The sequence below is a fragment of the Rhizobium sp. P28RR-XV genome (genome assembly GCF_012641385.1).
In the GTDB taxonomy this organism is placed as follows: Bacteria; Pseudomonadota; Alphaproteobacteria; order Rhizobiales; family Rhizobiaceae; genus Rhizobium.
Genome location: NZ_JABAIG010000006.1, coordinates 119,274 through 132,647, shown reverse-complemented (window position 1 = coordinate 132,647; position 13,374 = coordinate 119,274). Strand labels below are relative to the sequence as shown.

Genomic DNA, 13,374 nt, shown 5'->3' with positions numbered 1-13,374 from the left:
GATCAATAGATGTCGGGCTCGCCCGGCGTCGGGCCGAAGCTGGTTTCCAGGAAGTCGAAATCGCAGCCCGTATCGGCCTGGGCGACATGGCGCGAGAACATCCAGCCAAAGCCGCGGCCGTATTTTTCCGCCGGCTTGACCCAGGCGTCGCGCCGGCGCTGCAGCTCGTCCTCGTCGACAAGCATGTCGATGCGCCGCGCCTCGAGGTCAAGGCGGATGATATCGCCGTTGCGCAGCAGCGCCAGCGGGCCGCCGACATGAGATTCCGGCGAAACATGCAGGATGCAGGCGCCGTAGCTGGTGCCGCTCATGCGGGCATCCGAGAGGCGAAGCATATCCCTGTGGCCCTTCTTGAGGAGCGCCTTCGGGATCGGCAGCATGCCCCATTCGGGCATGCCGGGACCGCCCTGCGGGCCGGCGCCGCGCAGGACCATGACGTGGTCGGGCGTTATGTCGAGATCCTCGTTGTCGACCGCCGCCTTCATCTCCGGATAGCTGTCGAAGACGAGCGCCGGTCCCTGGTGCTTGTGGAAACGCGGATCGCAGGCGGCGGGCTTGATGACGGCGCCCGTTGGCGCAAGGTTGCCCTTCAATACCGCTAGCGAGCCCTCGTGATAGACCGGATTGTCGAGCGAGCGGATCACATCGTCATTGTAGCATTTGGCGCCTTCGAGCGTTTCGCCGAGGGCAACGCCAGAGACGGTGAGGGCCGAGAGATCGAGTTTGGAGGAGAGCTTCGCCATCAGGGCGCGCAGGCCGCCGGCATAGTAGAAATCCTCCATCAGATAGGTCTTGCCGGTCGGTCGGATATTGGCGAGCACCGGGGTTAAGTGCCCGGCCGTGTCGAGATCGTCGAGCGAGAGATGGACGCCGGCGCGTCGCGCCATCGCGATCAGATGCACGACGGCATTGGTGGAACAGCCCGTCGCCATGGCGACAGCGACGGCATTGTTGACGGCGGCCTGCGTGACGATCTTCGAGGGCCGCAAATCTTCCCAGACCATCTCGACGATCCGCCGGCCGACGGCCGAGGACATGCGGATATGATTGGCGTCCGGGGCAGGGATCGAGCTGGCGCCGGGCAGCGTCAATCCGAGCGCTTCGGCGATGGCGGTCATGGTGCTCGCCGTGCCCATGGTCATGCAGTGACCGTAGGAACGGGCGATGCCGGCCTCGACATCGACCCATTCCTTTTCCGAAATGGTGCCGGCGCGGCACTCGTCCCAAAATTTCCAGGCGTCGGACCCCGAGCCCAGATATTCACCGCGATAATTGCCGCGTAGCATCGGGCCGGCCGGCAGGTAGATCATCGGCAGGCCCATGGAGAGAGCGCCCATGACGAGGCCGGGCGTGGTCTTGTCGCAGCCGCCCATCAAGACGGCACCATCGACCGGATGCGAGCGCAAAAGCTCTTCGGCTTCCATCGCCAGCATGTTGCGGTAGAGCATGGTCGTCGGCTTCACGTAGCTTTCCGATAGCGACAGTGCTGGTAGTTCGAGCGGGAAGCCGCCGGCCTGCAGAATGCCGCGTTTGACGTCCTCGACGCGGTGTTTGAAATGCGCATGGCAGGGATTGGCGTCGGACCAGGTGTTGAGGATGGCGATAACCGGCTTGTCGGCCCATTCTTCGGGTGCATAGCCCATCTGCATGGTGCGCGAGCGATGTCCCGAACTCCTGAGATCGTCCGGCGCGAACCATCTGGCGCTGCGTAAGTCCTGGGGCTTCTTCCTGCTGTTCATTGTATTTGCGCCTTGTATTCGAATGTTGGTCGAAGGGATAGATCCGGGCGTCGCATCATTCCTTCATGCCCCATTTTAGCAGGGTGCGCCGCTCGATCGTCTGGAAGACGAGGTTTTCGACAATAAGGCCGATGACGATGACTGTCAGCAGGCCGGCAAAGACCGAGGGGATGTCGAGAAGGTTGCGGTTTTCGAAGATGAACCAGCCGAGACCGCCCTGGCCGGAGGAGACGCCGAAGACGAGCTCGGCGGCAATCAAGGTGCGCCAGGAGAAGGCCCAGCCGATCTTCAACCCTGTGAGGATCGACGGGAACGCGGCGGGGATCAGAATGCGAAAGACATAGGAAAGTCCCGTCAACCCATAATTGGCGCCGACCATGCGCAGAGTACGCGAGACGCCGAGAAAGCCCGCATGGGTATTGAGCGCAACGGCCCACAGCACGGAATGTATGAGCACGAAGACGAGGCTTGCGGGGCCTAGGCCAAACCAGATGAGGGCGAGCGGCAGCAGCGAGATTGCCGGCAGCGGATTGAACATCGCCGTCATGGTCTCGAGAAAGTCGGTGCCGATGCGGGTGTTGATCGCAACGACCGTCAGCACGGCAGCAAGGACCGTTCCCGAGATGTAGCCCGTCACCAGTATCTTCAGCGTGGTCCAGATGCGCGCCGGCAGCACGCCGTCGGCGAACCGGTCGTAAAGCGCTGTCAGCGTGTCGCTGAGCGTCGGAAACAGCAGCGGATTGTCGAGATGCCGGGCATAGGCCTCCCAGATGATGGCAAGGGCGACGATCAGCAATGATTTGCGGAACAGGCCCGACTGCCACAGGAGCTCCATCGTACCGAGCTTCTGCTCGACGGCTGCGATATGTCCGGCTGCCTCGGCGGCCTGCGGGGCAAGGATGATCTGCGGTGTGCTCATGGATTACTCCCTGTGCCCCTGTTCGGCAAACAGCATGTGATGGATCTCCTGCTCCAGTTTGGCGGCAGCCGCGGGATCGTCGCGGACGGTTTCCACATCGCGCACTTCGGCCTTGACGCGACCAGGATGCGGCGACAGCAGCAGGATGCGGTTGGAGATCTTGATCGCCTCGGCGATCGAGTGGGTGACAAAGATGACGGTGAAGCGGGTATCTTCCCAAAGCTGCAGCAGTTCATCCTGCATCTGCCGGCGTGTGAGCGCATCGAGCGCGGCAAAGGGTTCGTCCATCAACAGAATATCGGGCTGCATCGCCATGCCACGGGCAATCGCGACACGCTGCTTCATGCCGCCTGACAACATATGCGGATAGGTGTCGACTGCGCGGGTGAGCTTCACCTTCTCGATATAGTCGCGGGCGATGGCCTCCGCTTCGCTGCGCGGCAGGCGGCGAGCGGTCGTCAGCGGGAACATGACGTTTTCCAAAACCGTCTTCCAGGGCAGCAGCTGGTCGAACTCCTGGAACACCATCATGCGGTCGGCGCCGGGCTTCTTGACGGATTGCCCCTTGATCTCGATCCGCCCAGTCGTCGGTGTCATATAACCGCCGATGGCCTTGAGCAGCGTCGATTTCCCGCAGCCCGAGGGGCCGAGGAGGACGAAGCGATCGGACTGGGCAACCGAGAAGCTGACGTTTTCCGTCGCTGTGATCAGCAGGTTCGGCGTCTTATAGCGAAGCGTCACCTTGTCGACATTCAGGAGCGGTGTCGTCTTTTCCGTCATCGGCGCGTTGGCGGCAATATTTGCCTGAAGCATGGGGCTCCTCCAAGATATGGCTTGAAGGCGGCATTGGCGCCGCCCGCAGGCGTCAGTTGCCATTAAGATCGGCGGCTTCCGGCAGGTAGTAGTCGGTCCAGGCCTTGGGCATGGTCTTGAGCGTGCCGGTTTTATAGAGATGGGCCGCGAACTTCATGGTTCCCTGCGGATCCATGCGGAACTCCATCATGTGCGGCTCGTTGAGGATCGCCAACAGGTCGTCGACACTTGTCTTGTCGCCGCTGACCGTCTTGTAGGCCTCCACCGCCGATTTCGGATCCTTCCTGATGAAATCGATGGCCTCGGCCGTCGCCTCGCGCACGGCCTTGATGACGGTCGGGTTGGCGGTTGCGAATTGGGTCGTGGTGAAGAAGGTGCCCTGGGTCAACTCGCCGCCGATGATGTCGCGGGAATCGACGACCTTGTGAACGCCCTGCTGTTTCAGTTCGAGATATTGAAAGGGCGGGGCGGAGAAGTGGTTCTTGACCTCATGGGTCTGGTTGGCGAGCGCCGCCATCGCGTCCGGGTGGCCGAGCTGCACCGTATTGGCGTCGAACTTGTGCACCTGGTCGTCGCCATACATCTGCGCGGCGGCCATCTGCAACAGGATTGCCTGCGTCGAGACGCCGACGGTCGGAACGGCGATCTTGTCACCCGGCTGAATATCCTTCAGCGACTGGATGCGCGCATCGCGCGAAACCATGATGACGGGCTGGGCCGAATTGGTGACGATGCCCTTGACCTTGCCTTTGGTGCGGTCCCAAAGCAGCAGCAGATTGCCCGTGCCGGTATTGACGATATCGACATTGCCGGAAAGCAATGCGTCGGTCTGCGCGCCGCCGCCGCTGAAGGTACGCCATTCGACCTTTACGCCCTGCAGGCCATCGGCTGCGGCATGCTTCTCGATCAGCTTCTGCGTCTCCATGACGTGGCTGGCGAGATAAAGAATGCCGGGCTGCCGCGTGATCGAAACATCCGTCTTTTCGGCTGCATTGGCCGAAAGGCCGCCGGCAATCATCATGCCGACTGCGCTCAGACAGCGAAGAAATCCTCTCATTAGCTCCTCCCATCGATCCAACTCTTGAGAATTGAAGTTGGCTTCATCGAACTAAAGCACTAATGTATCAGTGCATCAAGCCCTCATTTGTGTTTAATGAGCGGATACGCTTGATCAGAAAGGTCGCCAGTTGAAGCTCAATCCGAAGGAATTCGCCCTTGATCGTTCCCGTCAGGTCGCGCCGCAAATCCTGGAAATCCTGAGATCGCGCATTCTTTCCATGAGCCTGCCGCCGACCACGGTCCTGTCGCGCATCTCGCTGCAAAGCGAATTCAATGTCAGCCAGACGCCGGTGCGCGATGCGCTGATCCGGCTCGAGGAGGAGGGGCTGGTCGAGGTCTATCCGCAATATGCGACCGTCGTCTCGCGGATCGATGTCCGCAACGCCATCGAGGCGCACTTCCTGCGATTGTCGATCGAGCTCGAAGCCGTTCGGCGGCTGACGCTGGATTCACCGGATGAAACGGCCGCGGCTCTGGAGACCGTTCTGGTCCGCCAGAAGCATGTCATGTCTCCCGAGACGTATGACCTGTTCGATTCGCTCGACAAGGATTTTCATCGGGTGCTCTACGAGAGGGCGGACATTCTGGGCCTGTGGTCGACCGTCCGGCGCCAGGGTGTGCATATCGACCGGCTGCGCATGCTGAACCTGCCGATGCCTGGCAAGCTGGAGCAGATCATCGTCGATCATCAGGCGGTCGTCGATGCTGTCCGTTCGGCCGATGCGGAGGCGGCCGCCGCCGCCCTGCGCAAGCATCTCTCCGGCACCTTGTCGATCATCGATCTGATTTGTGAACAATATCCGGATTATGTCCGTCGCTAGGGTGGCAAGCAAGCGATGTGCATTTAGGCCACCGCATTGCAGCTACGCCAAACAACGGCAAATATGAACTACGCGAGAATCTTGTTTCTGGCCGCTCAACCGGACATGCTGTTGGACGGCTATTTCTCATGTTCGGCAGAGGAAAATTCTGAGGTTAGGCCTTTGACGAAGGTCTCAAAGTTTTGGGCGACCATCGTAATACGATAATCGAACGCCTCATCCACATGGACAACCCTTGGCTTACCTTCGGGTCCGCATTCACGATAATCAAGACATAACATGTCGTGCCCGGCGGATGGGCAATCGCAAAAGTATATGCCTATGGGTGGATAATCCCAATCGTCTATCCAGAACTGATTTCCCATGCTGCTGGCCAAAGACCCTTTTGTGCATCCAATGCCGAAAATTCCAGTAATTGCGATGTGATCATTCGCCCAGGATGTGGGTGACGCAACCCTGTGTTCTCTGCGAATAGGCATTCCTCCATTCTGCTGACGCATCAACGCGACGTAGGCAGACGGAAGCTTGTAACCCAGTTGTGTCTGGACGGAGGAAAGGAGACTGTCCGTCAATGGCTCATCAAGATATTCTTTGCGGGCGAATTCGCTGTCGTCCCAGAAATCCGAGAGATCGAAATCTTCGAATGGCTGCGTCATTTTTTCTCGATCCTCGACAGTTAGCTGAGAAATTGCACCCACAGATATTAATCCGGCCGAGCGGTGCAATGCCCGCTTTTGCCGCTCAAAATTGTGGGCGTCTGGATAGTTTATCTTGAGGCCATTGGCGGCAGCTCTGGTTTGATGCTCTTGTGGTCGTCTTCGTCGCTCGGGCTGCATTGGCATCGTCAGCTCTTCATGCGAGAAAAGTATAGATTGAAACAAGATATGGAGTTCGCTTGACCATCGGGCTTGCGCATGCCGAGCTGATCGCGGTGCTGACGGCCGTTACGGGCAGCGATCCAAGGGTAATGACGGTGCGGTCGGGCGATGCCTTGCCGTCCGGTCCGTTCGAGCTCGGGCACCGCACGCTGCAGAGCGGTTTGCGCGAATGGGTTCAGGAACAGACGGCTCATCCTGTCGGCTATCTGGAGCAGCTCTATACGTTTGCCGATCGCGATCGAAATAACGAAATTCTCGGCGGACGGACGATTTCCATCAGCTATCTGGGGCTCGTGCGCGAGCAGGCGGCTCCCGGTGGTGGCATGCCAGGCTGGCACGGCTGGTACGAATATCTCCCCTGGGAAGATCATCGAAATGGGCACCCGCCGATCCTCGACGACGTCGCCGCTCGCCTCGCCCCCTGGATGGACGAGGATCAGATGCGGCGCGACCAGCGTCGCCGGCGCGCCGATTTCACCTTCGGACTGAATGGCGCCGCATGGAACGAGGATCTCGTTCTGCAGCGCTATGAACTGCTCTACGAAGCAGGGCTCGTCGCCGAGGCGGGCTGCGACCTCAAGCATAATTTCGGCAGATCAATGTTTGCCGATCACCGCCGCATCCTTGCAACCGGGATGGCGCGGCTGCGGGCGAAGATCAAGTATCGCCCTGTCGTCTTCGAACTCATGCCCGAGAATTTTACGCTTCTGCAATTGCAGAAAACCGTGGAAGCGCTTGCGGGCCTAACGCTGCACAAGCAGAACTTCCGCCGTCTGATCGAACAGCAGGAGTTGGTGGAAGAGACCGGTGGCACTGAAAGCGAAACCGGTGGCCGCCCCGCCAAACTCTTCCGCTTCCGCCGCGCCGTCCTCGAGGAACGCGAATTCGCCGGAACGAAATTACCGCTCTCCCGCAATTGACATATGCTCAGCTTGAGAATATCTATTTGCGCATGATATACTCAAAATGAGTATAATAAGGAGCCGGTCATGAATCTTCCCGTATCCGCATCCTCCCTTTACGATCGCGTCAGCCGCGTCATCCCCAAAGCCGAATGGCTGACGTTCCAGGATGATGTCGAGGCAATCCTCGAATTGAAGCGACGACACAACGCCGTCATTCTCGCGCATAACTACCAGACGCCGGAAATCTTTCATGGCGTTGCCGATATCGTCGGCGACAGCCTCGCGCTTGCCCGCAAGGCCGTGGACGTCGATGCCGACATCATCGTCCTTGCCGGCGTGCATTTCATGGCCGAGACCGCCAAGCTGCTGAACCCGGAAAAGACGGTTCTGATCCCCGACATGGAAGCCGGCTGCTCGCTGGCGGAATCGATCACGCCCGAGGATATCGCTCTGCTGCGCCAGGCTCATCCGGGCGTCCCCGTCGTCACCTATGTCAATACGTCGGCGGCCGTGAAGGCTGCTTCCGATATCTGCTGCACCTCGGGCAATGCCCGGCAGGTGGTGGAATCGCTCGGCGTGCCGAAGGTGCTGATGCTTCCGGATGAGTATTTGGCGCGCAACGTGGCGCGCGAGACCAATGTCGAGCTTATCGCCTGGCATGGGCACTGCGAGGTCCATGAACTTTTCACGGCAGACGATATCCGGCAGCTGCGCGAGAATTATCCCGGCGTGACGGTACTTGCGCACCCGGAATGCCCGCCCGACGTCGTGGCGGCGGCTGACTTCGCCGGCTCGACCGCCGTGATGTCCGATTACGTCGGCAAGAAGCGTCCGTCGCGCGTCGTGCTTCTGACCGAATGTTCGATGAGCGACAATGTCGCCGTGCACCACCCCGACGTCGAGTTCATCCGGCCCTGCAATCTCTGCCCGCACATGAAGCGCATCACGCTCGGCAATATCCGCAAGGCGTTGGAAGAGGGGCGGCATGAGGTGACGGTCGACCCTGCAATTGCCGCAGACGCCCGTCGGGCAGTGGAAAGGATGCTGGCGATATGAGCGAGATCCTCGAAGAACTGAGTGGCCGCATCGTCATCGTCGGCAGCGGCCTTGCCGGCTTGATGACCGCCCTGACGCTGGCGCCCGAACCCACCGTGATCGTCACCCGCGCCCTGATCGGTGCGGAAACCTCGAGCGCCTGGGCGCAGGGCGGCATCGCCGCCAGTATCGGCAAGGGTGATAGCGCCGCCCTGCATCTCGCCGATACGCTTGCCGCAGGCGACGGGCTCTGCGACGCGAAGGTGGCGGCAAGGATTGTTGCGGAAGCTCCAGTCGCAATCGCCGCCCTGGAGCGGGCAGGCGTCGAGTTCGATCGCGATGATGCCGGAGAATTGTCGTTTGGCCTTGAAGCCGCGCATTCGCTTCGGCGCATCGTCCATTCCAAGGGTGACGGCTCGGGCGCTGCCATTGTCCGCGCGCTTGCCGAAGCGGTCGGCCGCACGCCGTCGATCACCGTGCTGGAGGGCTATCAGGCACAGCGGCTCTTGCTGGATGGGGATCGCGTCACCGGGCTTCTGTGCCTGACCGAGAAGGGCAGCGTTGCCTTGCCGTCCTCCCGCGTCGTTCTCGCCACGGGCGGTGTCGGTGGCCTGTTCGATGCGACGACCAACCCGGTCGGCAATTTCGGGCAAGGCATTGCGCTTGCGGCAAGGGCCGGGGCACGGCTTGCCGATATGGAATTCGTGCAATTCCATCCGACCGCGCTCGCCAGCCGCCGCCGTCCCCTGGCGCTCGTCAGCGAAGCGGTTCGCGGCGAAGGCGCGCTTCTCGTCAACGAAAGCGGCGTGCGCTTCATGGCCGGGGTAGACGGTGCCGAGCTCGCGCCGCGCGATGTGGTCGCCCGCGCCATCAGCGCGGAAATCGCTCGTGGCGGCCGGGTTTTCCTCGATGCGCGACAGGCGCTCGGCCGCCGTTTCGCCGCGCGCTTTCCGGTTATCGAAGCCCTTTGCCACGAGGCCGGCGTCGATCCGGCGAGCGATCTCATTCCGGTGCGTCCGGCCGTTCACTATCACATGGGCGGCGTGGCGACCGACGAGAATGGCCGCAGCTCAGTTTCCGGCCTATGGGTCGTGGGCGAGGCGGCCTCCACCGGTCTGCACGGCGCCAACCGCCTTGCCAGCAACTCCCTGCTGGAGGCAGCGGTCATGGGCATGCGGGCGGCGCACGATATTGCCGGCACGGATGCAGGCCCCACGGGATTGCCGAACCATTTTCCCGAGACTTTCGCGCCAGACCTGACGCTCATCCGGCCGATCGTGTCGCGGCATCTCGGCGTGCTGCGCAATGCCGGCGCCATCCACGGCGCGATCGCAGCACTCCTGCCGCTTTGCGAGAGCGAGAGCCCGGCGACCGACCCGGCGCTGGTGGCACTGCTGATTGCCGTCTTCGCAAGTCTCAGGATGGAATCGCGCGGCGCCCATGCCCGCACGGATTTTCCGCTGAAGCTACAGCATGCGCAGCGCCGCATGATGCATCTCACCGATGCCCTGGATATCGCCAGGTCCGTCGTCCCCTATTCCATGGCAAGGAGTGCCTGACATGACGCTTGCTCCCCTCCCGCGCCTGATCGTCGAGCCGCTGGTGCGCAATGCGCTGGTCGAAGATCTCGGTCTTGCCGGTGACGTGACATCCACGGCCGTCATCCCGGCGGAACATCGCTCCCGCGTCGCGATGGTGACCCGCCAGGCGGGCGTCGTCGCAGGTCTCGATGCGTCCGAACTCGCTTTCCAACTGGTGGACCCAGCCATTGTCATGACCCGTCATGTGCCCGATGGCACGAAGGTTGGAGCGGGCGACATCATTGCAACGATCGAGGGGCCATCGCGCGGTTTACTAACGGCGGAGCGCACCGCGCTGAATTTCCTCGGCCATCTCTCGGGCATTGCCTCCTTGACCGGCAGTATCGTCGAGGCGATCGCCGGCACGAAGGCATCGATCGTCTGCACCCGCAAGACGACGCCAGGTCTTAGGGCTCTGGAGAAATATGCCGTGCGGGCCGGCGGCGGCATGAACCATCGCTTCGCGCTCTATGACGCGGTGCTGATCAAGGACAACCACGTCGCCATTGCCGGCGGCATCACTGAAGCCATCCGCCGCGCCAAGACGGGCGTGGGCCACATGGTCAAGATCGAGGTCGAGGTGGATACGCTGGCGCAGCTTCGTGAAGCCATGCAGGAGGGGGTCGACGCGGTGCTGCTCGACAACATGACACCGGATCAACTGCGCGAGGCGGTCGATATCGTCGGTGGCCGGGCCATTACCGAAGCGTCGGGCCGCATCACGCCGGCAACGGCTGCCGCAATCGCCGCATCCGGCGTCGATCTCATCTCCGTCGGCTGGCTGACGCATAGCGCACCAACGCTCGATATCGGGCTGGATTGGAAGGCGGCGGTCTGAGGCAGGACGAGATACCACATTTTGGACGGCCGGGAACGCAAGGTTACCGGCTTCTGGTTGGTCATTTACCTCGTCAATGCGGATTGCACATCGGTCAACGCAAAATCATCTCCGACATACAGCAGAGGCGCTGAATGTTGTTTGGCAAGGGCATAGGCAAAGCAATCACCGAAATTCAGGCCGCCTCGCGTACCGAAACCCTTGCCGTATTCCACACGAGCCTTCATCGCGGCTCGCGCGAGATTGTCGTCTATCGAGGCAATCTCGATGCGGAACTCGGCCAAAAACTCGTCCAGATCGGCAATTGCTTCGCGCCGGTTTCCCTCTTTGATCCTGCTCGTCATGACCGTGCCGGCCTCGACGTAATTCACAGCCGATATGAGACGAAGACTATCGGTCTGAAGAGCCATCATGCAGTCGGAAGCTTCTGCCTCCTCGAACATGATCGCAATGATGGCAGACGCATCAACGATCATCATCGGGGGAAATCGAGTTCTTCAGCTGTATCGCCGACCGCTTCATCCCATTCCTGTTTCGTGACGGCGCGGCGATCGTAGCGGCTGGCGCGCCCACGCACGAAAGCCTTCATGCGGGCAACATAGTCGCCATGCGCCTCCTGCTCGGCACGCAGCCGTTCCAGCCGCTCGCGCATGGCCTGGGTGATGGCGTCGGTCATGGTCTCGCCGGTCAGGCGGGACAGCTCCCGCGCCAGCCGATCCGCTTCTTCGGTCTTGATGCTCAATGCCATCGCCATCTCTTTCTAGATAACTGATCTAGATAGCATGCATACGTCGCTTCTTCAATGGAAAAGGGTCACGATCAAGTTGAGCCTGGTTAATACGTAACCTAAATCGACTCTTTGACCTCTGATGCGACCTGCTCGCTGCTCAGCTTTCACACCACGACCGGCACCTGCGCGCCGTCCATGCTGATCACGACGCCGGTGACGTAGCTCGCCTTGGCCGAGCTCAGGAACGCAACGACATTGGCGATGTCGGCTGGATCGGCCATGTGGCCGATCGGGATACGCTGCAGGGCATCGGCGAGCGCCTCCTTCTCGGTCGAGCCGGAAGCCTTCGCCGCCGCCTTGAGGCCTTCGGCGACGCGATCGGTTTCCGTCAAGCCGGGATTGAGGCCGACGACGCGCACACCTCGGCCGGCATAGGCATTGGCAAGCCCGACGCTTGCAAGCATGAGGGCGGCATTAGCCGAGCCGCCCGCCACGTGGACGGGCGAGGCGATCTTGCCGCCGTTGCCGATAATATTGATGACCGCACCCGAGCCGCGTGAGCCCATGCGCTTGATCACGGGATCGATCACGTTGACGTAGGAAAAGTACTTCGCATCCATCGCAGCCCGCCAGATGGCGGGGGTCAATTCATCGGCCGGCGTGCGCGCCGCGGCACCTGCGCTGTTGACGAGGATATCGATCGGGCCGACGTCGGCCTCGACCTTATTTACCACGGCAAGTGCCTGCTCGTCGGAGATCAGATCGGCGGCATAGCCATGCGCGCCGGGAAGCCCGGAGAGGGCAGCATCGATATTGGACTGCGAGCGCGAGCAGATTGCGACGCGCGCACCTTCCTGCAGGAAGAGTTCAGCACAGGCATAGCCGATGCCCTTCGAGCCGCCCGTGATCAGAACGACTTTATCCTTCAAGCCAAGGTCCATGGAATCTCTCCGGTACGGTTTGCTAGGGATCGCCAAGCTACGTCCCGAAATCACCACCGTACAGGGTCGCGGTCGTCACAGCTTGGTTACCGGAGCGCGATCTTATGAAAGACGCTTGGCCTTCAGCACGGACACGGCCGTCTCGCTATTATGGACGTAATCATTGGCATCGGGCTGGCGCTGCACCAGCAGAATGAACAGAAGATCGGTCAGCATCAGCTGCGCGTCGCGCGCGGTGATCGCCGAGGAGCGGACGCGATCCTCGTCGCCGACGGTGTGAAGGCAGATGTCGGCGACGCGGGCAAGCGGGTTGTCCTGTAGCCCGGTGACGGCAACGACGGTTGCCTGGCGCTGGCTTGCCAGTTCCGCGATCCGCAGGGTTTCGATGCTGGCGCCGGAATAGGAAAGCGCAAAAAGCAGGTCGTCCGGACCCAGGGTCGACGCGTTGGCCATCTGCACATGGCTGTCGCTGTCATGCAGCACGTTGCGCCCGAGCTTCATCAACTTGTAGGAAAAGTCGCGTGCGACCAGCGACGAGGCGCCGACACCGGCCAGATGGATACGCCGGGCGTCGTGAAGCGCTTCGAGCGCTTTTTCGATATTGGCTTCGTTGTTGACGGAGATGGTTTGCTGCATCGCCTGCATCTTGCTGCCGAGCAGCTTCTGCAGGATCGTGAGATAGCCGTCGCCGACCTCGATCGTGCCATGGATCATCCCAGCAGGCGCCTGCCATTCCTGTGCCTTGGCCTCGCTGACGGCAAGCTTCAATTCCTGATAGCCGGCATAGCCGAGCTTCTGGCTGAACTTGACGACGCTCGACTGGCTGCGGCCCGTTTCCACCGCCAGAGCCGCGGAGGACAGACGCAACATCTGGTCGGGATTATCGATGATGAATCGGCCGATCTGGCGGTCGGCGGGGGCCATGGCTTCGAGCTGCGCGCTGATTTTCTTTAAGATCGACATTTGGTCCTTCAGGGGTCCCTTCAGGCCGTCAACACCGACCGCAGTGAAAATAGCATCCGGTGTGGGCTCTGCAATCTCGCTTCGTGCGATCGGACATTATCATAGCAAATTGGAATAAAAAATTCCAATTCCCGTTGACAGCATGGAATGGTC

Annotated in this window: 14 protein-coding genes; 5 read left to right on the top strand and 9 right to left on the bottom strand. The window is 61.1% G+C overall.

Annotated elements, in window-relative coordinates; genetic code table 11:
• Positions 1-2: 2 nt before the first annotated feature.
• The 4 genes from araD to HGP12_RS14380 are packed head-to-tail and all read right to left on the bottom strand — an operon-like array spanning position 3 to position 4,528.
• Positions 3-1,739 carry an L-arabinonate dehydratase gene (gene araD / locus HGP12_RS14395; RefSeq protein WP_168842243.1) on the bottom strand — a complete coding sequence of 579 codons (1,737 nt, stop codon included), beginning with the start codon at positions 1,737-1,739 and terminating at the stop codon, positions 3-5.
• A 55-nt stretch (positions 1,740-1,794) separates the two neighbouring features.
• Positions 1,795-2,658, bottom strand: a complete 864-nt coding sequence (locus tag HGP12_RS14390) for an ABC transporter permease (RefSeq protein ID WP_168842244.1) — start codon at positions 2,656-2,658, stop codon at positions 1,795-1,797.
• A 3-nt stretch (positions 2,659-2,661) separates the two neighbouring features.
• Complete coding sequence (locus HGP12_RS14385; protein WP_168842245.1) at positions 2,662-3,471, bottom strand: ABC transporter ATP-binding protein; 810 nt, start codon at positions 3,469-3,471, stop codon at positions 2,662-2,664.
• Between the two features lie 52 nt (positions 3,472-3,523).
• Complete coding sequence (locus HGP12_RS14380) at positions 3,524-4,528, bottom strand: ABC transporter substrate-binding protein (protein ID WP_168842246.1); 1,005 nt, start codon at positions 4,526-4,528, stop codon at positions 3,524-3,526.
• 130 nt (positions 4,529-4,658) lie between these two features.
• Here HGP12_RS14380 and HGP12_RS14375 point away from each other — a divergent pair, with 130 nt between their 5' ends.
• Complete coding sequence (locus HGP12_RS14375) at positions 4,659-5,351, top strand: GntR family transcriptional regulator (RefSeq protein WP_168842247.1); 693 nt, start codon at positions 4,659-4,661, stop codon at positions 5,349-5,351.
• A gap of 119 nt (positions 5,352-5,470) precedes the next feature.
• On the opposite strand, the gene HGP12_RS14370 is transcribed toward HGP12_RS14375, so the two are convergent.
• Positions 5,471-6,193: an SMI1/KNR4 family protein gene (locus HGP12_RS14370; protein WP_246703385.1), complete on the bottom strand. Its 723-nt coding sequence runs from the start codon at positions 6,191-6,193 to the stop codon at positions 5,471-5,473.
• Positions 6,194-6,246: 53 nt separating this feature from the next.
• On the opposite strand from HGP12_RS14370, the gene HGP12_RS14365 reads away from it, so the two are divergent.
• The 4 genes from HGP12_RS14365 (at position 6,247) to nadC (ending at position 10,587) form a co-directional block, all read left to right on the top strand.
• Positions 6,247-7,149, top strand: coding sequence for an NUDIX hydrolase (locus HGP12_RS14365; RefSeq protein ID WP_168842248.1), 903 nt, complete (start codon positions 6,247-6,249; stop codon positions 7,147-7,149).
• A gap of 69 nt (positions 7,150-7,218) precedes the next feature.
• Positions 7,219-8,190 carry a quinolinate synthase NadA gene (nadA, locus tag HGP12_RS14360; RefSeq protein WP_168842249.1) on the top strand — a complete coding sequence of 324 codons (972 nt, stop codon included), beginning with the start codon at positions 7,219-7,221 and terminating at the stop codon, positions 8,188-8,190.
• Positions 8,187-9,728: an L-aspartate oxidase gene (locus HGP12_RS14355; RefSeq protein WP_168842250.1), complete on the top strand. Its 1,542-nt coding sequence runs from the start codon at positions 8,187-8,189 to the stop codon at positions 9,726-9,728. Before nadA ends, HGP12_RS14355 begins: the two co-directional genes overlap by 4 nt.
• Before the next feature lies 1 nt (position 9,729).
• Positions 9,730-10,587, top strand: coding sequence for a carboxylating nicotinate-nucleotide diphosphorylase (gene nadC / locus HGP12_RS14350; RefSeq protein ID WP_205926463.1), 858 nt, complete (start codon positions 9,730-9,732; stop codon positions 10,585-10,587).
• Between the two features lie 65 nt (positions 10,588-10,652).
• Here the strand turns inward: nadC and HGP12_RS14345 are convergent, their stop codons facing one another.
• The 4 genes from HGP12_RS14345 to HGP12_RS14330 all read right to left on the bottom strand — a co-directional run bounded on the left by HGP12_RS14345 (position 10,653) and on the right by HGP12_RS14330 (position 13,221).
• The gene (locus tag HGP12_RS14345) at positions 10,653-11,066 is read right to left on the bottom strand and encodes a type II toxin-antitoxin system VapC family toxin (protein WP_168842251.1); all 414 of its coding nucleotides are present in this window, start codon (positions 11,064-11,066) and stop codon (positions 10,653-10,655) included.
• Positions 11,063-11,335, bottom strand: coding sequence for a type II toxin-antitoxin system VapB family antitoxin (locus tag HGP12_RS14340; protein WP_168842252.1), 273 nt, complete (start codon positions 11,333-11,335; stop codon positions 11,063-11,065). The genes HGP12_RS14345 and HGP12_RS14340 overlap by 4 nt, the downstream gene beginning before the upstream one ends.
• A 146-nt stretch (positions 11,336-11,481) precedes the next feature.
• Complete coding sequence (locus HGP12_RS14335) at positions 11,482-12,258, bottom strand: SDR family NAD(P)-dependent oxidoreductase (protein WP_168842253.1); 777 nt, start codon at positions 12,256-12,258, stop codon at positions 11,482-11,484.
• Between the two features lie 102 nt (positions 12,259-12,360).
• The gene (locus HGP12_RS14330; protein WP_168842254.1) at positions 12,361-13,221 is read right to left on the bottom strand and encodes a MurR/RpiR family transcriptional regulator; all 861 of its coding nucleotides are present in this window, start codon (positions 13,219-13,221) and stop codon (positions 12,361-12,363) included.
• Positions 13,222-13,374: the final 153 nt, after the last annotated feature.